This is a genomic window from Collimonas fungivorans, from assembly GCF_001584145.1.
In the GTDB taxonomy this organism is placed as follows: domain Bacteria; phylum Pseudomonadota; class Gammaproteobacteria; order Burkholderiales; family Burkholderiaceae_D; genus Collimonas; species Collimonas fungivorans.
The window spans coordinates 3,684,320-3,706,794 of the sequence record NZ_CP013232.1 but is presented as its reverse complement, the minus strand read 5'-3'; the positions used below and the strand labels follow the sequence as shown (position 1 = coordinate 3,706,794).

Genomic DNA, 22,475 nt, shown 5'->3' with positions numbered 1-22,475 from the left:
AATGACTGAGAACGACATTCCGCTGGTTTCATTTTTCAAGCGCCTGCTTGACCCGCTCATTATCCTCGGTTCCCTGTACCTGATCGTCCTGACTCAGGATGAAATATTCACCGGCGACTACCTGGTGCTGATGATTATCGCCTTCTTCATTTCCTCCTATGTCTACGAACAGATCGATCTTTACCGTACCCTGCATATCGGCAAGCAGCTGGCTTATGCCGGCGACATTTTCATGGGCTGGGCAATCACCGTCATCATCCTTATCCTGATAGGGCAAGGGACCGGGCTGCGCTACGAGTTTTCGGATCGCGTCATCCTGGCCTGGTTTGCGCTGGCGCCTTTCGCACTGCTGGCGAGCCGCCTCACGGCGTATATGCTGGCCTTCCATTTCGGCCGCGAGCTGAGACTGCGCTCGGCAATCATCGTCGGTTCCAATGATCCGATCGACGACGTCCTCAAGTCCCTGTCTTCCGGCAGTAATGCCGGTATCGACATGCGCGGTTTTTTCGACGACGGCGACCAGGATGCCCGTCCGGCAGGGCGAAATTGCCAGCATCTTGGTGCAATCGCGGACGTCGGTCCCTATGTGCGCGCCCACAAGATACGCACCATCTTCATCTGCCTGCCGATGTCGGCGCAGCCGCGGGTGCTTGCGCTGATGGAGGAATTGCGCGACACCACTGCATCCGTCTATTTCGTGCCCGATATCTATACCTTCGGCCTGATACAGGCGCGGCTCGACCACATCTCAGGGATTCCGGTGATCGGCATTTGCGAGACGCCTTTTATCGGCTTGCGCGGCGTCCTCAAACGCGGCAGCGACATCATCCTGGCGCTGCTGATCCAGATCATGCTGTTGCCGGTCATGCTGGCCATCGCGATCGGCGTAAAGCTTTCTTCGCCCGGACGCATCATTTTTGCGCAGCGCCGCTACGGCTTGAACGGAGAAGAAATCATCGTCTACAAATTCCGTTCGATGACGGTCGCCGAAGATGGCGCGGTGGTTGACCAGGCAAAGAAGAACGATGTCCGCGTGACGCGCTTTGGCGGTTTCCTGCGGCGCACTTCGCTGGATGAATTGCCGCAGTTCTTCAATGTGCTGCAAGGCCGCATGAGCATTGTCGGACCGCGTCCTCACGCAGTGGCCCACAACGAGATGTATCGCAAGCTGATCAAAGGTTACATGTTGCGGCACAAGGTGAAGCCTGGCATCACCGGCTGGGCGCAGGTGAACGGCTACCGTGGAGAGACCGATACCTTGGACAAAATGCGCTCGCGGATCGAGTTCGACCTGGAATATTTGCGCAACTGGTCGCTGGCGCTGGACCTGTGGATCATCGTGCGCACCGTTAAAGAGGTGCTGAAGAAAGATAACGCTTATTAGGAGTAACCGCGAGGCGGAACTGCGCGATGGCGGAGACTGTTTTTTGTTTTGTGTGTCAGGCAGTTCAGGAAATGTGATGGATTTTACCTGGAGAGAATCATGCGAGGAATTGTACTTTCGATGAGTTTGCTGCTGGCTGCCCATTGCAGCCCGAACCTGGCGGCGACGCCGGTTTTCCAGCTGGACGGAAAGTCGGAACCTGCGAGCGCGTCGGCGGTGTATGGCTATCACCCCGCAAGCGAAGCTGCTGCTTCTGCTTCCGCTTCGGCAATCGCAGAGATGGAGGCGGCGCAGCCCGACGCCGCGGCATCACCGGACATCTTTGCCGCGCGGACCAGCCGCGCCTGGTCTGCAGCCGGTATTGTTCCCGCGGCATTTTCGACCGGACCCAGGCTGCTCCAGGCTCCCAGGAAAATCGCGGTCGGCATGAACGCGCCGGACGACCTGCTGTTTTATTTCCTGAAGGATTTCAGGGCCAAACCGCCGCAAAAACCCGCGCGCTGGGCGATGCTCCTGATCGCGCTCAGCTTGCTGCTGTACCAGATTCGGCGTCGCCCGATGCGCGCCTCCATCGGTTTCGGTTCGGCGTCGCGGCTGGCCGCACAACATGCGGCCTGATCGCATACGGCGGCCATATCGGCGCGCCAGCCGCAATGGCGCCGATGGGAATTGTCTTGATAACAGGAATCGGAGGAGTCGGATCTTGATGTGCTCTGAACGTATCGGCCGCAGGTCTCTTATCGACAACATGCTAGGCGTGAAAGGAATAGGCATCTTGATGCTGCTTACAGTCATGAATTTATCGGCCTGCGACGACCAGAAAAAGAAAACCGGCCAGGTAGTAGCCAGGATCAACGGCGAAGAGATCAGCGCGCCGCAGCTGGAGGCCGAACTGCAGTATGCAAAGCGGCTGCAGCAGAATGGCAGCGCGCCGCGGCAGACCATGCGCGAACAGGCCATGGAGGCGCTGATCGACCGCCAGCTGCTGCTGGACGAAGCCTTGCGCAACAAGATCGACCGCGATCCGGCATTGATACAGATTATCGAACGTTTCAAGACCCAGGCCATCGTCCAGGCTTACCTCGAATCCAAGGCTGGAAACCAGGAGCAGCCCGGCAAGGCAGAAATCGAAAGCTATTTTCATGCGCATCCGGAGATGTTTGCGCGCCGCAAGGTATTTGAGGTTGAACAGCTGATCATCGCCGACCAGGATTTCAGCGCGGCGCTGAAAGCCGTAATGGACTCCTCGAAGTCGCTGAACCAGGTAGCTGCCTGGCTCCGGCAGCGCAAGATCGCACATGCGCAAAGGCAGTATTCCTACAGCAGCGCCGAATTGCCGCCAGAGGTCGGCAGCAGGTTGCAGGCGCTGGGCAGGAACCGCCTGTTTGTCATGAAAGACGGGCAGCGCGATTTATTGTGCGCCCTGACCGAACTCAGGGATAGCCCAGTCGCGCCGGACGCCGCCGAGCCACAGATAGAACGCTACCTGGTGAACAAGAAAATGCAGGAAACGGCGATTGCGGAAATCACCCGCCTGCGCGCGGCCGCCAAGCTTGAATATATAGAGAAACCCGGAGAGAAACCGGCTGGCGATATCGATGGCAATGCCTTGCCGGTCACGGCAACGTCGCCGGGAAAGCAGCAGGCCGTGGTGCGCAGGAGCATCGAGGTATCCGGTGTGGCGGGACTCAAATGAGCAGCCTGGCGCTTCCCGTCGGAAGGAACAATAAATGAATGGGGTGGTCATCATGATGAGACGAATTTACCTGTGCTTGCTGGCGCTGTTGCTGACGTTGCTGCTGGCGTTTTCCAGCAATTCCGCCAGCGCCGCCGATACGCCGATCGGCGCCGGCGACGGCCTGAAGATCGCTGTGTTCGGGAATCCCGACCTGAGCCTGGAAACCAAGGTCAGCGATGCCGGCAACATCACCTTTCCGCTGATAGGCGCGGTCAGCATCGGCGGATTGTCGACTGCGGAAGCCGAGAAAAAAATCTCCGACATGCTGACCGGCGGCGGTTTCCTGCGCAAGGCGGAAGTCAACGTCACGGTCACCGAGCTGCAGAGCCAGCAGGTATCGGTACTCGGCCAGGTTCTGCATCCGGGCCGCTACCCGATCGCCGGCAAGCGCAGCGTGACCGACATGCTGGCAATGGCTGGCGGCGTCGGGCCTGAAGGCGGAGATACCGCTGTGGTGATCCGCACCCGCAACGGCAAGAGCAGCAAGCAGGTGGTCAACCTGCAGGAGATGATTCAGGCCGTCGACATGAAATCGAACCTGGACCTGGTCAACGGCGACATGATCTATGTCGACCGCGCACCGAAGTTCTATATCTACGGCGAAGTGCAGCATCCCGGCGGCTACCGGCTGGAACGCAACATGACCATCGCCCAGGCTTTGTCGATAGGGGGCGGCCTGACGCCGCGCGGCACCGAGCGCGGAGTGCGGATCAAGCGCCGCGACAGCAACGGCAATTCCGTGATGATAGACGCCAAGCGCGACGAAATATTGCAGACGGACGATGTCGTGTATGTGAAAGAGAGCCTGTTTTGATCTTGATTCATTGTCATTTCCACGCTGCCACCAGAGAGGAGCTTTCATGACTTTCCCACAGCTTCTAAGCATCCTGCGCGCACGCTACAAGGTCATCCTGCTGACTTTGCTGATTGCCGTCGCGGCCACCGCCGCAGTCAGTTTCGCCTTGCCCAGGATCTACCGGACTTCGACCACGCTGCTGCTTAACTACAAGGGTACGGATCCGGTGTCGGGCCGGGTGCTGCCGGCGCAACTGGTGTCGGGTTATGTCGCTACCCAGGTCGATATCGTCGGCAGCAGGGGCGTGGCGCTGAAGGCGGTCGACATGCTGGGTCTGGCCGACAATCCGGTCACTCAGCAACGCTTCCGGCAGGTGGCGAACGGCAAGGGTTCGATCCGCGAATGGCTGGCCGATTCCTTGCAAAAGATGGTGGATGTGGCGCCTTCGCGTGAAAGCAGCATGATAGAAATCACTGCCAAAGGCAGTGACCCGGCATTCACGGCGCAGGCGGCAAACGGCATTGCGGCAGCGTATCAGCAGATGAACCTGCAGATCAAGGTCGAACCATTGCGGCAGGCGGCCACCTATTTCACGCAGCAGACCACGGCCTTGCGCGCCGAGCTGGAGCAGGCCGAAGAAAAAATGTCGCGCTATCAGCAAGAGCATGGCTTGGTCAGCGCCGATGGCCACCTTGACGTCGAGACCACGCGCCTCAATGATTTATCGAGCCAGCTGGTGCTGGCGCAAGGGCAGGGAGCAGAAGCCTCGTCGCGCGGCAGCCAGGCGATGGGCAGCGGCGGCCGCGATTCGCCGGACGTGATTTCAAACGTACTGGTGCAGAACCTGAAAGCGTCGCTGGCGGCGGCGGAAGGGAAGTTTGCCTTGCTGTCGCAGAACCTGGCCCCCAATCACCCGCAATACCAGGCCGCCAAGGCCGAGGTCGACCAGTTGCGCTCCCAACTCAACAGCAGCATCAGCGCCACCAATGCCGGCGCCGCCAACAATGCCCGCATCCAGCGCCAGCGCGAGGGTGAAATCCGCGCCGCGCTGACGGCGCAGACCGCCAAGGTGCTGCAGCTTAACCGCGCCCGCGACGAACTGTCGGTGCTGGCCGAGGATGTCGAGAGCGCACAGCATGCCTACGACGCCGCCGCCCAGCGCTTGAGCCAGACCGAACTGGAAGGGCAGTCGAACCAGTCCGATGTCTCGGTGCTGAGCCCGGCCATGGTGCCGACCCGTCCCGCCAGCCCGAATATCCCGCTCAACATGGTGCTGTCGCTGCTGTTCGGCAGCATGCTGGGGCTGGCGCTGGCGGTGCTGGCGGAAATGGCGAACCGGCGCATCAGAACTGGCAACGACCTGCTCAACGTGCTGGATGCACCGGTGCTGGGCACCATCGTGTGGCACAAGCCGGCGCGCAGGATCGCGTTCCCCCAGCTGTTTTTATCGCGATGATCGCGCGCCAACCGGAAAGGTGAAACAAAATGAATAAACCGGTCAGTCCTCTTTTTGACAGCGCAATGGCGCCCCGCAAGGACGCCAACATGGGCCGCATGCTGGTAGAGCAAGGCAAACTCACGCCCGACCAGGCAGAACGCGTGCGGCGGCTGCAGCAGGAACAGGGGCTGCGTTTCGGTGAAGCGGCGCAGCGGCTGGGGCTGGTCAGCGAACTGGATATCCAGCAAGTGCTGTCGCGCCAGTTTGACTATCCCTATCAGGAAAGCGCGGGAAATTATCCGGCCGCCCTGGTCGCCGCCTACCAGCCTTTCAGCGCTGAAGTGGAAATGCTGCGTTCGGTACGCAGCCAATTGATGCTGCGCTGGTTTACCGCCAGCCGCAAGACGCTGGCCATCGCCAGCGTCAACGCCGGCGACGGCACCAGCCTGATGGCCGCCAACCTGGCCATCGTGTTCTCGCAGCTGGGCCTGCAGACCTTGCTGGTGGACGCCAATCTGCGCAAGCCGCGCCAGCAGCGGATATTCAACCTGGCGGCGGGACACGGGCTGGCCGATGTGCTGGCCGGGCGCGCCGGCCTGGAACCGCTCGCCGTCGCCGAGTCGTTCGCCGACCTGTCGCTGCTGCCGGCCGGATCGTCGGTGCCCAATCCGCAGGAACTGATCAACCGCTCCAGCTTCAATGCCCTGAACCAGACTTTGCGCAGCCGTTTCGACGTCATCCTGTATGACACCCCTGCGTGTTCCAGCGCGGCTGACGTCCTGACGATCGCCGCCCGCGCCGGCGGGGTGCTGCTGGTGGTGCGCAAAGACCATACCCGGGTTGCCGATCTCACAGCCTTCAGCGACCAGCTGCGCCGCAGCGGCACGGAAGTGGTGGGTTCGGTGCTGGTGAGTTTTTGAGAAAGGGGATCAAGCACATGCAGAATTTCGCCAACATCAGGGATTTCATTTTCCCGCGCTCGGCCGGCCTGTCGGTGCCGACCGAACGGCTGACGTTCTGGATACTCATGGCCGCGCTGCTGTACCAGGCGGCCCTGTGTGCCATCCATACCAACGTCCATGCGATCGCCACCGCCGGCGTGGTGTTTTCGGAATTTGTCATCTACCTGCTGTGCATGGTGGTGCTGAGCAAGCACATCAGGCTGGAACTGGTCGCCATCGCCGCCCTGGCCGCCGCCTACCTGTTCCTGCTGGCGATCATGCGCAACCAGCTGGACCCGAAAGGATTCCGGGACGTGATGATTCCTATCCTGTTCTACGGCATCGGCCGGCAGATCGGCGATATACGGTATGCCGACCGCCTGCTCAAGCTGGCGGTGCTGCTGGTGCTGGCTTTCGGTTTTGCCGAATGGTTTTTCCTTGATTTTTATTCGCGCGTCTTCAATATTTTTTCCTATTACGTCAACCAGGGCGGCCTTGCCGCCGGCTCCAACTGGGCCAAAGACAGCGTGCTGGGCTTGAACGGCATAAGGCCGGAGGGAATCGGCCGCACCATCCTGCCGTCCCTGCTGGGCAGCCATCGCATATCCTCGGTTTTCCTGGAGCCGGTTTCGCTTGGGAATTTTGCGGTAATCATCGCTGCCTGGGGCTTGTCGAAACGGCGTGAAGAGATCAAGGACATGCTTTTTTTCCTGCTGGCCGCCGCCCTCATGATCATCATGAGCGACTCGCGCTACGGCATGATCACGGTCGCCGTGCTGATTGTGCTGCGCTGTTCGCCGCTGGCCAAGAGCAGCAACGCCTGGCTGATCGTGCTGCCGTTGCTGAGCGCTCTGATGTTGCTGCTGATCGGAGCCTTCTTTGATGGCAGGTACAGCGACAGCTTCCTGGGCCGGCTGTACGTCAGCGGCCGTACGCTGCTGGACCTGGATATCGGCATGTTGCTGGGCCTGGACGGCTACAACACCAATTTCGGCGACATGGGTTACCCCTCTCTGCTGACGCGGCTCGGCCTGCCGTTGTGTTTCCTGTTGTGGCTGCCGTTCTGGATGCTGAGGATGGAGGACGAGCGGGGCAACCGCTTCCGCGTCTATACCACGCTGTACATCTCCCTGATCTTGTGCGTCAGCGGCACCTCGCTGTTCGCCCTGAAAACCGCCGGCATCCTCTGGTTCCTGGTCGGATGCACCGTGGGGAAAGCGGCGGATGCGGCGCCTGCCGGCGCAACGGCACGCTCGCAGAAAAAAACAAAGGAGCAAGAACATGCCTATTAAAGTCACGCACATTGTGCGCCAGTATTCTCCCTCCATCGGCGGCATGGAAGACGTGGTGCAGAATATCGCCCGGCAGCAGCGCGAGCACCACGGCCAGCTGCCGAAGGTGGTCACGCTCAACCGCCTGTTCAGGAATTCCGCCGAATTTCTCAGTTCCGAGGCCCTGGTCAACGGCGTCGCCGTGGTGCGCCTGCCGTTCCATGGCAGCAGCAGATATCCGCTGTGCCCCAGCGTGCTGGAGCATGTGGCGGATGCCGACGTGATCCATGTGCATGGCATCGATTTCTTTTTCGATTACATGGCGCTTACTCGTGTCCTGCACCGGCGGCCGCTGGTGGCGTCGACCCATGGCGGGTTTTTCCATACCAGCTTCGCTTCCGGGCTCAAGAAAATCTACTTCAACACAATCACGCGCGCTTCGTCCATGGCGTACGACAAGATCATCGCCACCAGCGACAACGATGGCGACATGTTTGCCGGCATCGTCAAGCAGCCAAAACTGGCCGTGATTGAAAACGGCGTCAATGTGGAGAAATACAGCGACCAGTCGGCGCCGGAGCTGACCCGGGCCTTGATCTATTTCGGCCGCTGGTCGATCAACAAAGGCTTGCTCGAAACACTCGCCTTGTTCCGGCAGCTTGCGCAGCGCCAGCTGGGCTGGAAGCTGATCATTGCCGGCCGTGAATATGACCACAGCGCGGAAGAGCTGCGCGCCTGGGCCAGGCAGAACGACCTTGCGGATGCGGTACAGATCGTAGCGAATCCCGCCGACCATGAACTGGCGGCGCTGATCGCTCAGTCCAGTTACTTCATTTGCCTGTCAAGGCATGAGGGATTCGGCATCGCGCCGATTGAAGCGATGAGCGCCGGCCTGACGCCGGTATTGAGCGATATCCCGCCATTCCGCAACCTGCTTGAACAATCGGGGGCAGGGCTGCTGCTGTCTGCGCCGACGCCGGAACAAAACGTGGCAAGCCTGCTGTTGCTGCATCAGGAGATGGAAGCGGATTACGCGCAACGGCGAATCCAGATGCAGCAATTCGTGGAGCGTTACGACTGGCGGCGCATCGCGGAAAAATATATCGACGTATACAAGGAGCTGGTGCGTTGAGGCGGCGGCCCAAGGCATCTGGTGGTTTCCATGGATAGAGAAAAAATTGATGCAATCACGGGCTTGCGCGGGCTGGCGGCGCTGCTGGTGGTGTACGGCCACGCGCTGGACTGGTTTGCCCTGCCTTGGAAAAACCATCTTTTCGGTGAAGTCGGCGTGGCGATCTTCTTTTCCTTGAGCGGCTTTCTGATGGCTTATCTGTATCTCGGGAAGCGGTTTACGACAATCAACGTGGCCGACTATGCGTTTTCCCGTTTTTCCAGGATCGCACCTGCCTATCTCGTGATTCTCCTGTTGTCCTATTTCATCTACGTCAATCTCGATCCGAATTTTGTCTATGGGATATCGGGGAAAAATATCCTGCGCCATGTTTTTTTCTCGGGCAATGTGTCGGTATTCTGGAGCATCACGCCTGAAGTCGAATTCTACTTCCTGTTCCTGCTGGCCTGGGCTGCCGGCGGCCGCTTCCTGGGTCGTTCCGATGTCGCCGGGCTGTTGTTTCTGGCGCTCGCCAGCCTGATTCTGCTGTCCTACCGCGATATTTTCCCGGGCACCTTCATCGGCTCGAAATTGCATTATTTCCTGTTCGGCATGATCGCCGGCGTCATACGCTCACATGTCGACAGCCAGGACCAGAACCGGAAATGGTTCGCCGTCCTGCACACGGTTTCGGTCGCCGCGCTGGTATCGATTGCCGCTGGCTGGCTGGTGCTGCCATTCGCCGGCAACCAGGAGTTCTACAGCAGCATCCTCACCGCTGTTTTCGGCGCCTTCCTGGTATTTGGCCTGTCCTTTCCATCTGCCGTCGGCAATGTTTTTTTCGCAAACAAGGGCATGGTTTTATGCGGTGAATGGAGTTTCTCCATCTATCTGCTGCATATGCCGATTATTTATCTGTTACGGAAAATCCATCCCGAGCCATTCCCGATGTTCATCCTGCTGCCTGTTGCCGTTCTTGTCCTCCTGTTTTCATGGCTCAACTACCAACTGGTCGAGAAACCCGGAGCCCGCCTGATCAAATCCGCTGGCGGCGTGTTCAAGCGGAAATTCCTTGCCGCGTTTCCGATGACGGCTGGCTCCCGGTCTATGCCCTTAGGAGGTGATACCTGATGATCAAATTTCTGCTCTCCGCATTGACCCTGGCATGCGCCTTGTTTGGCCAGGCGTCGTTCGCCGCTTGCCTGGACGGCAAGCCGATGGCCGGCGTCAACCTGAGCGGCGCCGAATTCGCTGCGGAAAAACTGCCCGGCAAGGTATTTACCGACTATGTGTATCCGGACCTGGATGAAATGCGCCTGTTCCAATCCATGGGCATGAACACCTTCCGCCTGCCGTTTCTATGGGAAAGAGTGCAGCCGAAGCTGTTCGGCGAACTGGACCAGGCCGAACTGCAGCGTATCAAGGATAGCGTTGCGGCCGCCAGTTCGATCGGCATGTGCATGATCCTCGATGTGCACAATTATGGCCAATACCGCGGCCAGCCGATCGGTTCGTCCGGGGTGCCGCGCGCGGCTCTGACTGACCTCTGGCAGCGTCTGCTGGCCAATTTCAAGGATCCGGCGAACGTCGCCTTCGGCTTGATGAACGAACCGGCCAAGCTGCCGACTGCGGAGTGGGCGGCAACCGCGCAAGAGACATTGAATGCCTTGCGCAGGAAGGGCTCGCGGCACCTGATCCTGGTTCCCGGCGGCGGCTGGAGCGGCGCCCATTCCTGGTACGCAAAAGACGGCGCGGTTTCGAATGCCGACGCTTTTCGTTTCTTCCATGATCCTGCCGACAACTACATGATCGAAGTGCATCAGTACGCCGACGCCAATTTTTCCGGCACCGGCAACGATTGCGTGGAGCCGGCCCGTTTGAGCGCAATCATGTCCAACGTCGCCCTGTGGGCCACTTCGACCAGGCGCCGCCTGTTTCTTGGTGAATTCGGCGTGCCGGCCAACCCGCAGTGCCTGGCCGCCTTGACGGCAATGATGGACTCCATCAAGGGCAATCCGGCTTGGGGCGGCTGGACTTATTGGGCAGCCGGGCAGTGGCTGGGGACTTATCCGTTCAGCTTGCAGCCCGATGACAACGGCGAACGGCCGCAAATGACCATCCTGAAAAAGGGCATGTAGTAGTAATCGGGACTCGATTGAAAAGGAATGCAAATGAAATTTTCGCTGGTGCTGGCTACGGTAGGGCGGGTTGACGAAGTTATCCGCTTCCTGGAATCGCTGGACGCGCAAGACTACCGCAATTTTGAGCTGATCGTGGTCGACCAGAACGGCGACGACAGGCTGGTGTCGCTGCTGGACCGCTATCGCCGGAAATTTCCGCTGCGGCATGTGCGTTCGGCCGCGCTTGGCGCCTCGCGCGCGCGCAATGCCGGCCTGGCCCTGGCCGACGGCGACGTAATCGCTTTCCCCGACGACGATTGCTGGTATCCGGACGGTTTGCTGGAACAGGTGGTCACGGTGCTGGCCAGCCATCCGGAACTGGATGGAATTACCGGCCGTTTCACCGACGGCGACGGCAATGTCGAGGGGCGCTGGCTGGAGAGCAGCATGCTGTTGAATCGCTATAACGTTTGGCGCGGTGCGATCGAATTCAGCATTTTCCTGCGCCGGCGCGTGGTCAACACGGTCGGCGGTTTCGACGAATCGCTGGGGGTCGGCGCCGGCACGGTGTGGGGCGCCGCGGAAGGCACCGACTATCTGTTGCGCAGCCTGCGCCATGGATTCAAGTTGAAATTCCTGGTCGACATGACCTTGCATCATCCGGTGAAGACCACGGATTTCGACGCCAGCGCCTGCCGCCGCCAGAAAAAGTATGAAACCGGAATCGGCCGCGTGATGCGGATCAACGAGTATCCGTTCTGGTATTTCCCGACTACCTGCCTGAGGACTTGCGGCGGCATCTTGCTGGCGCTGGCCAGCGGCGATTTCCTCAAGGCGCGTTTCAAGTACCTGAGCGTGCTGGCGCGCGTGCGCGGCTGGCGCGGCTAGCAAGCAATGGAGAGCACCATGCCCGATCTGAGATTAGGAATGTGATGAAGCAGAAAAGCGCAGGCGGCGGCCTGGCGTCCGGATCGATCTGGTCGATCGTGGACAATCTCGCCCAGCAAGTCATTTCATTCGTGATTTTTGCAGTGCTGGCGCGCTTCCTGGCGCCGGACGCATTCGGTTTGCTGACCGTCGCCCATTTGTTTATCCTGTTCACCCGGCTGGTGGTGTTTGACGCGATTGCGATGCCGGTGATTCGTGCCAGCGGTGCCGGCCTGCCCGACGACAGGTTCTACTCCTGGGTATTTACATGCTGCACCCTGGCGGGCCTGTTGCTCGCCGCCCTGATGTTTTTTTCTGCAGGCCTGGTTTCCTCCCTGTACCGGGCGCCGGAGCTGAAAGCGGTATTGCAGGGCATGAGCCTTTCGGTGCTGTTCTTTGGCTTGATGCGCGCCTACGAGGCCAGGCTGGTGCGCAACATGATGTTCCGCCAGCTGGCGATCCGTTCGATCGGCTCGGTGCTGACCGGCGGCGTGGTCGGCATAACGCTTGCCGCCAGCGGCCGGGGCGCCATGTCGCTGGTGGTGCAGCAGGTTGCCGCATCCGGGCTGGCGCTGGTGCTGGTGGTGGCGCAAAGCCGCTGGCTGCCACGCATCGTGTTTGACCGCGCATTGAACGTGAAATACTGGAACGACATCCGCCAGGTCGGACTGACCGGCATCCTGCAGTTTGCCAATACCAATGGCGATTCGCTGCTGGTAAGCATCTTCCTCGGGCCATACGCCACCGGCTTGTATAACCTGGGGAAACGCGTGACTTCGGCGGTGTACCTCGTGATCGCCAGCTCCATGCAGAAAGTGGCGCTGCCGGTATTTTCCGACGCCGGCGCGGATATGGCGGCATTGGGGCGCGGGTACCTGAAGATCTTCGGCATCACGCTGTTCTGCGTCGCTCCCTTGTTGTGTTTCCAGGCCGTGCTGGCTGAGCCGCTGGTGGCGGCGGTGTTCGGCGCCAAATGGCTGCCTGCCGCGCCCGTGGTCAGCGTATTGGCGCTGCTGTACCTGCTGTCATCCATCGTGCACCTGAACGACTACCTGTTTTTCGCCATAGGAAAGAACCGCCTGCCGGTACTGTTCGGCATCACCCAATTGACGCTGGCGACCGTGCTGGCCGTAAGCTGCTACCGCTTCGGCCTGTTCGGCATGAGCTTGTCGTTCTGCGGCGCCTACCTGCTGGTTTTTCCCCTGTCTCAAATCCGGCTCAACCGCGAGCTCGGCCTCAACGCGCGCCAGGTGTGGTACGCGCTGGCGCCGCCGCTGGTGGGAAGCACCTTCCTGGTCCTTGGACTGGCGGCATACCTGTTGCTGGTGCCGCCGGGAATCAGCAATGTGACCTTGGTCGCGGGCGGTGTCCTTATCGCCTGCTTGTTGTATCCATTCATGGTGGTTGTCATCGGCTGGCATATCAGGTCGGTCAACGCTTCGTGGCATGGATTATTGCTGTCGGCCATGCGGCTGGGCCGCGCACGATAGATGGAAAGTGCGACGGCAGCGTGATGGGTTCAGGTGTCTTGTTTTTCGGGAGACGCCGTTTAGGAGAGTTTTTTCATGAACACAAAGAAGACAATCCCGATCGCCGGTTTCCCGGTGGTCAAGACTACCGCCTCCGTGCTGGCCAGGTACTTGCAGCATGCGATGTGGGTCAACAAAAAAATAACGCTGTTTTTCGCCAATACGAATTTCATCGTCCGCTGCAACCATCTGCTGGAAAAAATGCGGAATGCCTCGGTGACGATCGTCAATGACGGCGTCGGCATGGATATCGCGGCTTTCCTGTTCGGCCGCGGAGCGTTCAAGGAAAACCTGAACGGCACCGATTTCGTCCCGCAGCTGCTGTGCGGAACGGGTGCGCCCAAGCGTGTGTTCATGCTGGGCGGCCGGCCGGAAATCCTGGACAAGGCGGTGGCGCATGTGGGCGGCCCGTTGAAGCAGATCGTGGTCGGCAGCTGCGACGGCTATCGCGGCTTGCAAGAGCAGCGCGCCGGCCTGGTGGCCTTGATCAATCGCTCGGAGGCGGAAGTGGTGCTGGTGGCGCTGGGCAATCCGATGCAGGAAGAGTGGATCCTGGTTAACCGCCAGGCGCTCAACGCCAAAGTCGTGGTCGGCGTCGGCGCCCTGTTCGATTTCTGGGGAGGTTACAAGCCGCGCGCACCGCAGCTGGTGCAAAGGCTGCGGCTGGAATGGCTATACCGCCTGTGCCTGGAACCGCGACGGCTGTTGCGCCGCTATACCTTCGACATCCTGATGTTCCTGCTGTTGTGCCGCAAGAAAAGCGGCAACTAGAAAACGCAATTGGACCTAGGGTGGGCGGATCTTCTGCCCACGCTGCAGGCAGCCCCCGCATGACCGACGGTCCGCGTGGGCGCAGGTGCCCACCCTACGACTGTTTGATCCAACCTGTTTTTGATTCAACTTGTGCGAGGTGAAACATGAAAGCAATGATTCTAGCGGCCGGCAAGGGCACCCGCGTGCGCCCGCTGACCTACGACCTGCCGAAACCCATGATCCCGATCCTGGGCAAGCCGGTGATGGCTTACCTGGTCGAATATCTTGCCAGTTACGGCGTGCGCGAGATCATGGTCAACGTCAGCCATCTGCACCACAAGGTCGAAGAGTTCTTCGGCGACGGCAGCCAGTACGGGGTGCAGATAGGTTACTCCTTCGAGGGTTATATCAACGACTTCGGCGAGGTGACGGCAGAACCCTTGGGGTCGGCCGGCGGCATCAAGAAGATCCAGCAGTTCGGCCAATTCTTCGACGATACCGTGATCGTGATCTGCGGCGATGCCTTGATCGACCTCGATCTCAGTTCGGCGCTGTTCGAGCACAAGCAGAAGGGCGCCTTGGCCAGCGTCATTACCAAGGAGGTGCCGTGGGACAAGGTCGATAATTACGGCGTCGTGGTGATGGACCAGGAGGGCCGGATCGAGTCGTTCCAGGAAAAACCGAAGCAGGACCAGGCCCTGTCCAATTTCGCCAGCACCGGCATTTACATTTTCGAGCCGGAAGTGATAGACCTGATTCCGGCCGATACGATGTTCGATATCGGTTCCGAGCTGTTTCCGCTGATGGCGGAAAAGGGCTTGCCATTCTATGCGCAGCAGCGGTTCTTCAACTGGATAGACATCGGCAGCGTGACCGATTTCTGGAGCGTCTTGCAGAATGTGATGCAGGGCCAGGTAGCGCAGCTGGAAATGCCGGGCAAGCAGATCGCGGAGGGCGTCTGGGCCGGCCTCAACACCAGCATAGACTGGGATGGCACGACGATCAAGGGGCCGGTTTATATCGGTTCGGGTTGCCGCATCGATGCCGGCAGCAAGATCGTCGGCCCGACCTGGATCGGGCATGGCAGCCATATATGCTCCGGTGCGGAAGTGGTGCGCAGCGTATTGTTTGAATACACCCGGATCCTGGGCGGCGCCCAGCTGGACGAGGCAATCGTATTCAAGCAATACAGTGTAGACCGCGCCGGCCAGATGCGCCGTTTGCCCGAAGCCGGCGTACCCGACTGGGGCGACGCCCGCGACCGGCTGTCGGAAAATGAAAGCGCGGTGAGCTGATCATGAAAATATATCCAGTGATCCTGGCCGGAGGCTCCGGCACGCGCCTGTGGCCGCTCTCGCGCGAAGCCATGCCCAAGCAGCTGCTGCCGTTGCGCTCGCAGCATTCGATGTTGCAGGAAACGCTGCTGCGGCTGGCGGACTGGCCGGAACTGATGCCGCCGCTGCTTACCTGCGGCAATGAACACCGGTTCATGGTGGCGGAGCAGCTGCGCGGCATCAGCATCGCACCGCTGGCCATCCTGCTGGAGCCGGAAAGCAAGAATACCGCGCCGACGGTCGCGGTGGCGGCGCATTTTTTGCTTCAGCATGACAAGGACGCCATCATGCTGGTGCTGCCGGCCGACCATGTGATCGGCGATGCGCAAGCCTTTCACAAGGCCGTCCAGCGTGCAGCGCAGGCGGTCGAACAAGGCGCGCTGGCAACTTTCGGCATCGTGCCTAGCGCTGCCGAAACCGGTTATGGCTACATTCGCCGCGCCAAGGCCGCATTCAAGGGCATCGACGGCTGCTACGCGGTCGAGAAATTCGTCGAGAAGCCGGACAAGGCGCGCGCCGAAACATTTGCCGCCGATGCCGCCTATAGCTGGAATAGCGGCATGTTTCTGTTCCGGCCGGCGCGTTATCTGGAGGAGTTGCGCGAATACCGGCCGGCGATCGCCGAGAGCTGCAAGCAGGCTTTCCAGGCTTCCTACCATGACCTCGATTTTTGCCGCCTGGATGAGGCAGCGTTCGCCAGCTGCCAGGCGGAATCCATCGACTATGCAGTCATGGAGAATACCCGGCACGCAGTGGTGGTGCCGGCGGACATCGGCTGGAGCGATATCGGTTCCTGGTCAGCCTTATGGCAGATACTGGACGGCGACGCCGACGGCAATGTGCTGCGCGGCGACGTGTATACAGACGGCGTCCGCGATTCCATGATTCGTGCCGAGAGCCGCTTCGTGGCGGTGATCGGCATGCAGGACACGGTGGTGGTGGAAACCAAGGATGCGGTGCTGGTGGTGCACAAGGACCAGGTGCAAGGCGTCAAGAAGATCGTCGAAGCCCTGAAGAAAAACAGCCGCACGGAACACATGAACCATATACGTGTGTACCGGCCGTGGGGCTGTTATGAAGGCATCGATGGCGGCGACCGTTTCCAGGTGAAACGGATTACCGTCAATCCGGGCGGAAAACTCTCGCTGCAGATGCATCACCACCGCGCTGAACACTGGGTAGTGGTCAGCGGCACGGCGCGCATTGTCTGCGGCGACGAGGAGAAATTCCTGACTGAGAATGAATCGACCTACATTCCCATCGGCGTGCGGCACCGGCTGGAGAATCCGGGGAAACTGCCGCTGCATCTGATCGAGGTGCAGTCGGGCAGTTACCTGGGAGAAGATGACATCGTGCGTTTTGAAGACATCTATAAACGTTGCTAGTTAACCTGGAATACAACCATGCTCCCGATTCAAAAATCCATATTCAAGGCTTACGACATTCGCGGCATCGTCGGTAAAACTCTGGACATCGGCATCGCGCGCCAGATTGGCCATGCCTTCGGCGCCACTGCCCGCGCCAGGGGTGAAAAAACAGTCATTGTCGGCCGCGACGGCCGTTTGTCCGGCCCCGAGCTTGCGACCGCCCTGGCGGCCGGTTTGCGCGACGCCGGTGTGGATGTGATCGACCTGGGCGTGGTAGTGACGCCGATGGTGTATTTCGCCACCCACGTGCTGGGCGCACAGTCCGGCATCATGGTCACCGGCAGCCATAATCCGCCTGACTATAACGGCTTCAAGATGGTGCTGGCAGGCGAGGCGATATACGGCGAGACCATCCAGCAGCTGTACCAGGCCATCGATAGCGGCAGCGTCGAGGCAACGATCTCGGTGCCAAGCGGCAGCTACCGCCAGCACGACATCAGGAAGGCTTATCTGCAGCGCGTTGTCAGCGACACCAAGCTGGCGCGGCCAATGAAGATCGTGGTCGATTGCGGCAACGGCGTCGCCGGCGCCTTTGCCGGCGAGCTGTACCGTGCGCTCGGCTGCGAGGTGCAGGAACTGTTCTGCGAAGTGGACGGCACTTTCCCCAACCACCATCCCGATCCGGCGCATCCGGAAAACCTGCAGGACGTGATCCGCGCCCTGCAGAATTCCGATGCCGAAATCGGCCTGGCGTTCGATGGCGACGGCGACCGCCTCGGCGTGGTGACCAAGGATGGCCAGATCATCTATCCGGACCGGCAGCTGATGCTGTTTGCGGCGGATGTGCTGACGCGCCACCCGGGCCGCGAGATCCTGTACGACGTCAAATGCACGCGCCACCTGGCGCCGTGGATCACCGCGCATGGCGGCAAGCCGCTGATGTGGAAGACTGGTCACTCGCTGGTCAAGGCCAAGATGCGTGAAACCGGCGCGCCGCTGGGCGGCGAGATGAGCGGCCATGTGTTCTTCAAGGACCGCTGGTACGGTTTCGACGACGGCCTGTACGCCGGCGTGCGGCTGCTGGAATTGCTGAGCCGCGAACGCGACCCGTCGGCAGTGCTGAATGCGCTGCCGCAATCGTCCAGCACGCCTGAGCTGCAATTGAAGCTGGAGGAGGGTGAGAATTTCGCCCTGATCGAGAAATTGCAGAGCGAGGCGAAATTCCCGGGAGCCGACGACATCATCAAGATCGATGGCTTGCGCGTCGAATATCCGGATGGTTTCGGCCTGGCGCGTTCATCCAACACCACGCCGGTGGTCGTGATGCGTTTCGAGGCCGAATCGGAACAGGCGCTGCTCCGGATCCAGTCCGAATTCAAGCGTGTGATCCTGGCTGCGAAGCCGGATGCGGCGTTGCCCTTCCCGTAATTTTCCAGATGAGTTTTTTTCCGTCGCTCCAGCGTTCATCGCTCAGCCCGGGCGCAGCCGCTCGTTATGTGTTCATCGACAATGCCAAGGCTATCGGCATTGTCCTGATCGTCGTCGGCCACAGCAAAGGCTTGTCTGACTATATGGTGCGCTTGCTGTTCAGTTTCCACGTGCCGCTGTTTTTCTTCATTTCCGGATTCCTGCTCAAGCCGGATAAATTGAATGAATCCGTGTACGGCAATGCAAAAAAAATATTGCGCACCCTGGCCTGGCCGTATTTCCTGTTTTTCTGCTTCGCTTACCTGTATTGGCTTGCGACCCGCAACATCGGCGCGAAGGCCGCATTGTCTGCCGGACGCCAGTGGTACGACCCCATCGCCGGCTTGCTGACAGGCCTGGAGCCAGACCTGTATATCAATCCGCCGCTCTGGTTCTTTCCCTGCCTGGTGGCGACGGTGATCATGTACCAGGCGGCGCGCAAGCTGTTGAACCTGACTGCCGCCACCTGCTGGTTTGTAATTCTCGGATTTGCCGTCACGCTAGCCGTCAGCCGTCCGCCTTACAGGCTGCTGCTTGGTCTGGATACGATGTGGGTGGCGCTGTCGTTTTATGCGATCGGGCAGCATGTACGCGAACGTGCCTGGTTTGACGCCATGCGCATCGGACCGCTGTTGCTGGCAGCCTTGGCAGCGGCGGCGCTGCTGGTCGGCGCCGGGCAATTGAACGACAGGGTAGATCTGGCCACCATGTATTTCGGTACCCAGCCCTTGCTTTACCTGCCGGTTTCCCTGTTCGGCATCGTCGCCGTTGTATGCGTTTCCAAGCTGTTGCCGGCGTCAAGGATAGCCGGCTGGCTTTCAGAAAATACGCTGGTGATTTTCCCGGCGCATTTCGTTTTCCTCGGCCTGGTGCGCGGCGCTGCTCTTTCCCTGCACATCATCGATAACAACTACCGCTACGGGATTGGCTGGTGCATGGTCTGCAGCGCTCTGGCCATCCTGCTTTGTATTCCCGTGGTTTATGTCTGGCGTCGTTTGCCGAAATAGCATGGCGCGGGGAACTACCGTTGCAAAAGGCAGGATTTACGCTAACATACTGTATGTATATACAGTATATTGGTGCCATGATGACAGATTATCAAAAAAAGCCTTTTCCCCAGGTAATCCAGTTCCAGCCCCCCGGCGTGGCGCGCAAGGGGCGCGGCGCGACCAGCAACATGCAGGGCCGCTTTGAAGTTGCACAGCGCGAGGAATTCGACGACGGCTGGGCGGCGGAAGATGAACAGCAGGATGAGCAACTGGCGCCGGCCCCGATACGCACCATCGTTACCGAAGAACAGGCAAAGAGCATCCTCAGCCGCAACGCCTCGCCGGACCTGCCGTTCAATGTCTCGCTGAATCCCTATCGCGGCTGCGAGCACGGTTGCATCTACTGTTTCGCGCGGCCGACCCATAGCTACCTGGGCCTGTCGCCTGGACTGGATTTCGAGAGCCGGATTTTTGCCAAGGTGAACGCGCCGGAATTGCTGCTGCGGGAACTGGCCAGGCCGTCTTATGTCGCCGAGTCGATCGCGCTGGGCATCAACACCGACGCCTACCAGCCTTGCGAGCGCGGATTGATGCTGACGCGGCGTATCTTGCAAGTGCTGCACGATTGCGAACATCCGCTGGCCCTGATCACCAAGTCGTCCTTGATCGAGCGCGATATCGATTTGCTGGCGGGGATGGCGGCCAAGCGGCAGGCGGTGGCGGCGGTCACCATCGCTACGCTGGACGCGAGCATCGCCCGCACACTGGAGCCGCGCGCGGCGACGCCGGCGCGGCGCCTGCGCACCATCCGCACGCTGGCGGAGGCGGGCATCCCGGTCAGCGTCAGCGTGGCGCCCATGATTCCGTTCATCACCGAACCGGACCTGGAGCGTGTGATAGAGGCGGCCGCCGAGGCTGGCGCGGTGCGAGCCGGTTATACCGTATTGCGTCTGCCGTGGGAGGTGAATCCATTGTTCAAGAACTGGCTGCAGGCGCATTTTCCGGAACGCGCCAACCGTGTGATGAACCGCATCCGCGAAATGCGCGGCGGCGCCGACTATGACGCCGATTTCGCCACCCGCATGCGCGGCGAGGGCGTGTGGGCCGATCTGTTGCGGCAGCGTTTTGAGAAGGCCGTGCTCAGGTTCGGCCTGGGCCGGGGCGGTTCGTTCGGCACGCTCGATACGAGCCGTTTCCGGCGGCCGTACGTGCAGCCGGAAAAAGACCGCTTGTCAGGCCAGATGGGTTTGTTTTAGTAGGGTGGGCACCTGTGCCCACCCTACTAATCGAGCGAGAATCGAGCGAGAATCAAGCATGAATCGAATCAAGCGGTCTGGCCCTTCAGCAGCACCAGCAGGGCGCCGGAACCGCCTTCGGCGGCGGTGGCCTGGCAGAAGGCCAGCACTTCTTCCTTCTGCACCAGCCAGTTGCGGACCTTGGATTTCAGCACCGGTTCCTTGTTGATGGAACCCAGTCCCTTGCCATGGATGATGCGCACGCAGCGCCAGCCGCGTTTCGCTGCCAGGCGCAGGAATTCGGCCAGGGCTTCGCGCGCTTCTTCGCGCCGCAGGCCGTGCAGGTCGAGCTGCTGCTGGATAGTCCAGTGGCCGCGCCGCAGCTTGCGCATGACGTCGGGGCCGATGCCGTTGCGGGCGAAGCTGAGCGTTTCATCGGTATCGAGCAAGGTTTCGATGTTGAAATCGTCCGACAGCGATGCTTCCAGCGCGGCTTGTTCGTCGGCCAGGTGCTGGCGCGCGATCGGCAGCGGGCGCGGGATGTCAGGCGTGAATTTGGCCGGAACCGCCAGCGGCTTGACGTTGCCGATGCTGCTGCGGAAGATGTCGGCGTCACGCCGCGCTTCCTGCTCGCGGCGCTTGGCTTCGGCCGCGGCAGCCTGGCGTGCTTCATCCTGCGCCTTGATTTCCTTGCGCAGCGATTTGAGGGCGCTGAAGTCTTTGATCGGGCCGGCCATGATGTATGCGTCCGTTGCAGCGAAGTAAGGTGGGCACATCATGCCCACGCGTGAACATTACTCTTCCTGGAAATCTAGTCTTCCAGGAAACGCTGCGCATCGAGCGCCGCCATGCAGCCGGTGCCGGCGCTGGTGATGGCTTGGCGGTAGATGTGGTCCTGGACGTCGCCGGCGGCGAACACGCCCGGCACGCTGGTGGCGGTGGCCATGCCCTCGAGGCCGGTTTTGGTCTTGATGTAGCCGTTGTGCATTTCCAGCTGGCCGTCGAAAATGCCGGTGTTCGGCTTGTGGCCGATGGCGATGAAGATGCCGTGCAGCGTGATCGGCGTGACGCTGCCGTCGGCGGTCGACTTGATGTTGATGCCGGTCACGCCGCTGGCGTCGCCGGTGACTTCATCCAGCGTGTGGTTGTACTTGATGACGATCTTGCCTTCCGCCACCTTGGCGTTGAGGCGGTCCACCAGGATCGGCTCGGCGCGGAACTTGTCGCGGCGGTGGATCAGCGTTACCTTGCTGGCGATATTGGACAGGTACAGTGCTTCTTCGACAGCGGTATTGCCGCCGCCGACCACGGCGACTTCCTGGCCGCGGTAGAAGAAACCGTCGCAAGTGGCGCAGGCCGAGACGCCTTTGCCCATGAACGCTTCTTCCGACGGCAGGCCGAGGTACTGGGCCGAGGCGCCGGTGGCGATGATCAAGGCGTCGCAGGTGTATTCGCCATTGTCGCCGATCAGGCGAAATGGTTTTTCCGACAACTTGGTGGTGTGGATATGATCGAAAATGATCTCTGTGTTGAATTCTTCTGCGTGTTTGAGCAGGCGCTGCATCAGTTCCGGACCTTGCACGCCGTGCGGGTCGCCGGGCCAGTTCTCGACGTCGGTGGTAGTCATCAGCTGGCCGCCTTGCTCGACGCCGGTGATCAGGACCGGCTTCAGGTTGGCGCGGGCGGCGTAGACAGCGGCGCTGTAGCCGGCGGGCCCGGAACCGAGGATCAGGACATGGGCGTGCTTGGCGGGTTTGGTAGTGGTCATCGTGTGCCTCAGGTAACAGATATCAAAAACAGTTGTCGGACAGGGTTGCCGCCAGCACAGACTTGCGGCGAATGATGCTGTCCCCAGCTGATCAGATGATGAATGCGGATTTATGGCCGCTGGCGGCGGATAAATATTGTCAAGATCATCAAATTGCGCTCAAAAACTCGGTAAGATTATAGTCGAGCCGACGCTTTCAAGTGGCGGCGCATCAAAAATCCTTGCTCCCCAAGCTTGGTTTTTTGCTCATGTTTCAAATGGAAACATCAAACACTGGTTATATATATAGGTATTAGGTGCATAATTT

Annotated in this window: 20 protein-coding genes; 18 read left to right on the top strand and 2 right to left on the bottom strand. The window is 60.2% G+C overall.

From position 1 onward, the window contains the following. Position 1: 1 nt before the first annotated feature. The 18 genes from CFter6_RS15840 (at position 2) to CFter6_RS15755 (ending at position 20,421) form a co-directional block, all read left to right on the top strand. Positions 2–1,384: an undecaprenyl-phosphate glucose phosphotransferase gene (locus CFter6_RS15840; RefSeq protein ID WP_061540748.1), complete on the top strand. Its 1,383-nt coding sequence runs from the start codon at positions 2–4 to the stop codon at positions 1,382–1,384. A gap of 99 nt (positions 1,385–1,483) precedes the next feature. After that, positions 1,484–2,002 carry a hypothetical protein gene (locus CFter6_RS15835; RefSeq protein WP_150118784.1) on the top strand — a complete coding sequence of 173 codons (519 nt, stop codon included), beginning with the start codon at positions 1,484–1,486 and terminating at the stop codon, positions 2,000–2,002. Positions 2,003–2,162: 160 nt separating this feature from the next. Beyond that, positions 2,163–3,080, top strand: a complete 918-nt coding sequence (locus CFter6_RS15830) for an EpsD family peptidyl-prolyl cis-trans isomerase (protein WP_061540746.1) — start codon at positions 2,163–2,165, stop codon at positions 3,078–3,080. Between the two features lie 34 nt (positions 3,081–3,114). Further along, positions 3,115–3,936, top strand: a complete 822-nt coding sequence (gene epsE, locus CFter6_RS15825) for a polysaccharide export protein EpsE (RefSeq protein ID WP_082814823.1) — start codon at positions 3,115–3,117, stop codon at positions 3,934–3,936. A 46-nt stretch (positions 3,937–3,982) separates the two neighbouring features. Beyond that, positions 3,983–5,374 carry a chain length determinant protein EpsF gene (gene epsF / locus CFter6_RS15820; protein ID WP_061540745.1) on the top strand — a complete coding sequence of 464 codons (1,392 nt, stop codon included), beginning with the start codon at positions 3,983–3,985 and terminating at the stop codon, positions 5,372–5,374. A 29-nt stretch (positions 5,375–5,403) separates the two neighbouring features. Beyond that, the gene (gene epsG / locus CFter6_RS15815; protein WP_061540744.1) at positions 5,404–6,276 is read left to right on the top strand and encodes a chain length determinant protein tyrosine kinase EpsG; all 873 of its coding nucleotides are present in this window, start codon (positions 5,404–5,406) and stop codon (positions 6,274–6,276) included. A gap of 17 nt (positions 6,277–6,293) precedes the next feature. Next, positions 6,294–7,589 carry a hypothetical protein gene (locus CFter6_RS15810; RefSeq protein ID WP_061540743.1) on the top strand — a complete coding sequence of 432 codons (1,296 nt, stop codon included), beginning with the start codon at positions 6,294–6,296 and terminating at the stop codon, positions 7,587–7,589. After that, on the top strand, positions 7,579–8,700 hold the full coding sequence (locus CFter6_RS15805; protein ID WP_061540742.1) for a glycosyltransferase family 4 protein: 1,122 nt from the start codon (positions 7,579–7,581) through the stop codon (positions 8,698–8,700). Before CFter6_RS15810 ends, CFter6_RS15805 begins: the two co-directional genes overlap by 11 nt. A gap of 30 nt (positions 8,701–8,730) precedes the next feature. After that, the gene (locus CFter6_RS15800; RefSeq protein ID WP_061540741.1) at positions 8,731–9,810 is read left to right on the top strand and encodes an acyltransferase family protein; all 1,080 of its coding nucleotides are present in this window, start codon (positions 8,731–8,733) and stop codon (positions 9,808–9,810) included. Next, on the top strand, positions 9,810–10,817 hold the full coding sequence (locus CFter6_RS15795; protein ID WP_061540740.1) for a glycoside hydrolase family 5 protein: 1,008 nt from the start codon (positions 9,810–9,812) through the stop codon (positions 10,815–10,817). The genes CFter6_RS15800 and CFter6_RS15795 overlap by 1 nt, the downstream gene beginning before the upstream one ends. A 33-nt stretch (positions 10,818–10,850) precedes the next feature. Further along, positions 10,851–11,687: a glycosyltransferase family 2 protein gene (locus tag CFter6_RS15790; protein ID WP_236904293.1), complete on the top strand. Its 837-nt coding sequence runs from the start codon at positions 10,851–10,853 to the stop codon at positions 11,685–11,687. A gap of 44 nt (positions 11,688–11,731) precedes the next feature. Next, entirely contained in the window at positions 11,732–13,216 is a 1,485-nt protein-coding gene (locus CFter6_RS15785) for a lipopolysaccharide biosynthesis protein (RefSeq protein ID WP_061540738.1), read from the top strand. A gap of 75 nt (positions 13,217–13,291) precedes the next feature. Further along, positions 13,292–14,026: a WecB/TagA/CpsF family glycosyltransferase gene (locus tag CFter6_RS15780; RefSeq protein WP_061540737.1), complete on the top strand. Its 735-nt coding sequence runs from the start codon at positions 13,292–13,294 to the stop codon at positions 14,024–14,026. Between the two features lie 146 nt (positions 14,027–14,172). Then, a complete protein-coding gene (locus CFter6_RS15775; protein WP_061540736.1) occupies positions 14,173–15,303 on the top strand; it encodes a nucleotidyltransferase family protein in 1,131 nt (376 codons plus the stop codon). A 2-nt stretch (positions 15,304–15,305) separates the two neighbouring features. Continuing rightward, on the top strand, positions 15,306–16,727 hold the full coding sequence (locus tag CFter6_RS15770) for a mannose-1-phosphate guanylyltransferase/mannose-6-phosphate isomerase (RefSeq protein ID WP_061540735.1): 1,422 nt from the start codon (positions 15,306–15,308) through the stop codon (positions 16,725–16,727). Between the two features lie 18 nt (positions 16,728–16,745). Further along, positions 16,746–18,137, top strand: coding sequence for a phosphomannomutase/phosphoglucomutase (locus CFter6_RS15765; protein ID WP_061540734.1), 1,392 nt, complete (start codon positions 16,746–16,748; stop codon positions 18,135–18,137). 8 nt (positions 18,138–18,145) lie between these two features. Further along, on the top strand, positions 18,146–19,183 hold the full coding sequence (locus CFter6_RS15760) for an acyltransferase family protein (RefSeq protein ID WP_061540733.1): 1,038 nt from the start codon (positions 18,146–18,148) through the stop codon (positions 19,181–19,183). Positions 19,184–19,263: 80 nt separating this feature from the next. After that, the gene (locus tag CFter6_RS15755) at positions 19,264–20,421 is read left to right on the top strand and encodes a PA0069 family radical SAM protein (protein ID WP_061542401.1); all 1,158 of its coding nucleotides are present in this window, start codon (positions 19,264–19,266) and stop codon (positions 20,419–20,421) included. A 68-nt stretch (positions 20,422–20,489) separates the two neighbouring features. Here the strand turns inward: CFter6_RS15755 and CFter6_RS15750 are convergent, their stop codons facing one another. Both CFter6_RS15750 and trxB read right to left on the bottom strand, forming a co-directional pair. Beyond that, entirely contained in the window at positions 20,490–21,137 is a 648-nt protein-coding gene (locus CFter6_RS15750) for a Smr/MutS family protein (RefSeq protein ID WP_061540732.1), read from the bottom strand. A 74-nt stretch (positions 21,138–21,211) separates the two neighbouring features. Further along, positions 21,212–22,168 (bottom strand): thioredoxin-disulfide reductase, encoded by a 957-nt coding sequence (trxB, locus tag CFter6_RS15745; protein ID WP_061540731.1) that lies wholly within the window; start codon positions 22,166–22,168, stop codon positions 21,212–21,214. Positions 22,169–22,475: the final 307 nt, after the last annotated feature.

Coding starts and splice junctions, on each gene's coding strand:
- CFter6_RS15790 (WP_236904293.1), top strand. CDS start 10,851: ATGAAATTTTCGCTGGTGCTGGCTACGGTAGGGCGGGTTGACGAAGTT.
- CFter6_RS15805 (WP_061540742.1), top strand. CDS start 7,579: ATGCCTATTAAAGTCACGCACATTGTGCGCCAGTATTCTCCCTCCATC.
- CFter6_RS15765 (WP_061540734.1), top strand. CDS start 16,746: ATGCTCCCGATTCAAAAATCCATATTCAAGGCTTACGACATTCGCGGC.
- CFter6_RS15785 (WP_061540738.1), top strand. CDS start 11,732: ATGAAGCAGAAAAGCGCAGGCGGCGGCCTGGCGTCCGGATCGATCTGG.
- epsE (WP_082814823.1), top strand. CDS start 3,115: ATGAATGGGGTGGTCATCATGATGAGACGAATTTACCTGTGCTTGCTG.
- CFter6_RS15800 (WP_061540741.1), top strand. CDS start 8,731: ATGGATAGAGAAAAAATTGATGCAATCACGGGCTTGCGCGGGCTGGCG.
- CFter6_RS15775 (WP_061540736.1), top strand. CDS start 14,173: ATGAAAGCAATGATTCTAGCGGCCGGCAAGGGCACCCGCGTGCGCCCG.
- CFter6_RS15750 (WP_061540732.1), bottom strand. CDS start 21,137: ATGGCCGGCCCGATCAAAGACTTCAGCGCCCTCAAATCGCTGCGCAAG.
- CFter6_RS15770 (WP_061540735.1), top strand. CDS start 15,306: ATGAAAATATATCCAGTGATCCTGGCCGGAGGCTCCGGCACGCGCCTG.
- trxB (WP_061540731.1), bottom strand. CDS start 22,168: ATGACCACTACCAAACCCGCCAAGCACGCCCATGTCCTGATCCTCGGT.
- CFter6_RS15830 (WP_061540746.1), top strand. CDS start 2,163: ATGCTGCTTACAGTCATGAATTTATCGGCCTGCGACGACCAGAAAAAG.
- epsG (WP_061540744.1), top strand. CDS start 5,404: ATGAATAAACCGGTCAGTCCTCTTTTTGACAGCGCAATGGCGCCCCGC.
- CFter6_RS15760 (WP_061540733.1), top strand. CDS start 18,146: ATGAGTTTTTTTCCGTCGCTCCAGCGTTCATCGCTCAGCCCGGGCGCA.
- CFter6_RS15795 (WP_061540740.1), top strand. CDS start 9,810: ATGATCAAATTTCTGCTCTCCGCATTGACCCTGGCATGCGCCTTGTTT.
- CFter6_RS15810 (WP_061540743.1), top strand. CDS start 6,294: ATGCAGAATTTCGCCAACATCAGGGATTTCATTTTCCCGCGCTCGGCC.
- CFter6_RS15780 (WP_061540737.1), top strand. CDS start 13,292: ATGAACACAAAGAAGACAATCCCGATCGCCGGTTTCCCGGTGGTCAAG.
- CFter6_RS15835 (WP_150118784.1), top strand. CDS start 1,484: ATGCGAGGAATTGTACTTTCGATGAGTTTGCTGCTGGCTGCCCATTGC.
- epsF (WP_061540745.1), top strand. CDS start 3,983: ATGACTTTCCCACAGCTTCTAAGCATCCTGCGCGCACGCTACAAGGTC.
- CFter6_RS15755 (WP_061542401.1), top strand. CDS start 19,264: ATGACAGATTATCAAAAAAAGCCTTTTCCCCAGGTAATCCAGTTCCAG.
- CFter6_RS15840 (WP_061540748.1), top strand. CDS start 2: ATGACTGAGAACGACATTCCGCTGGTTTCATTTTTCAAGCGCCTGCTT.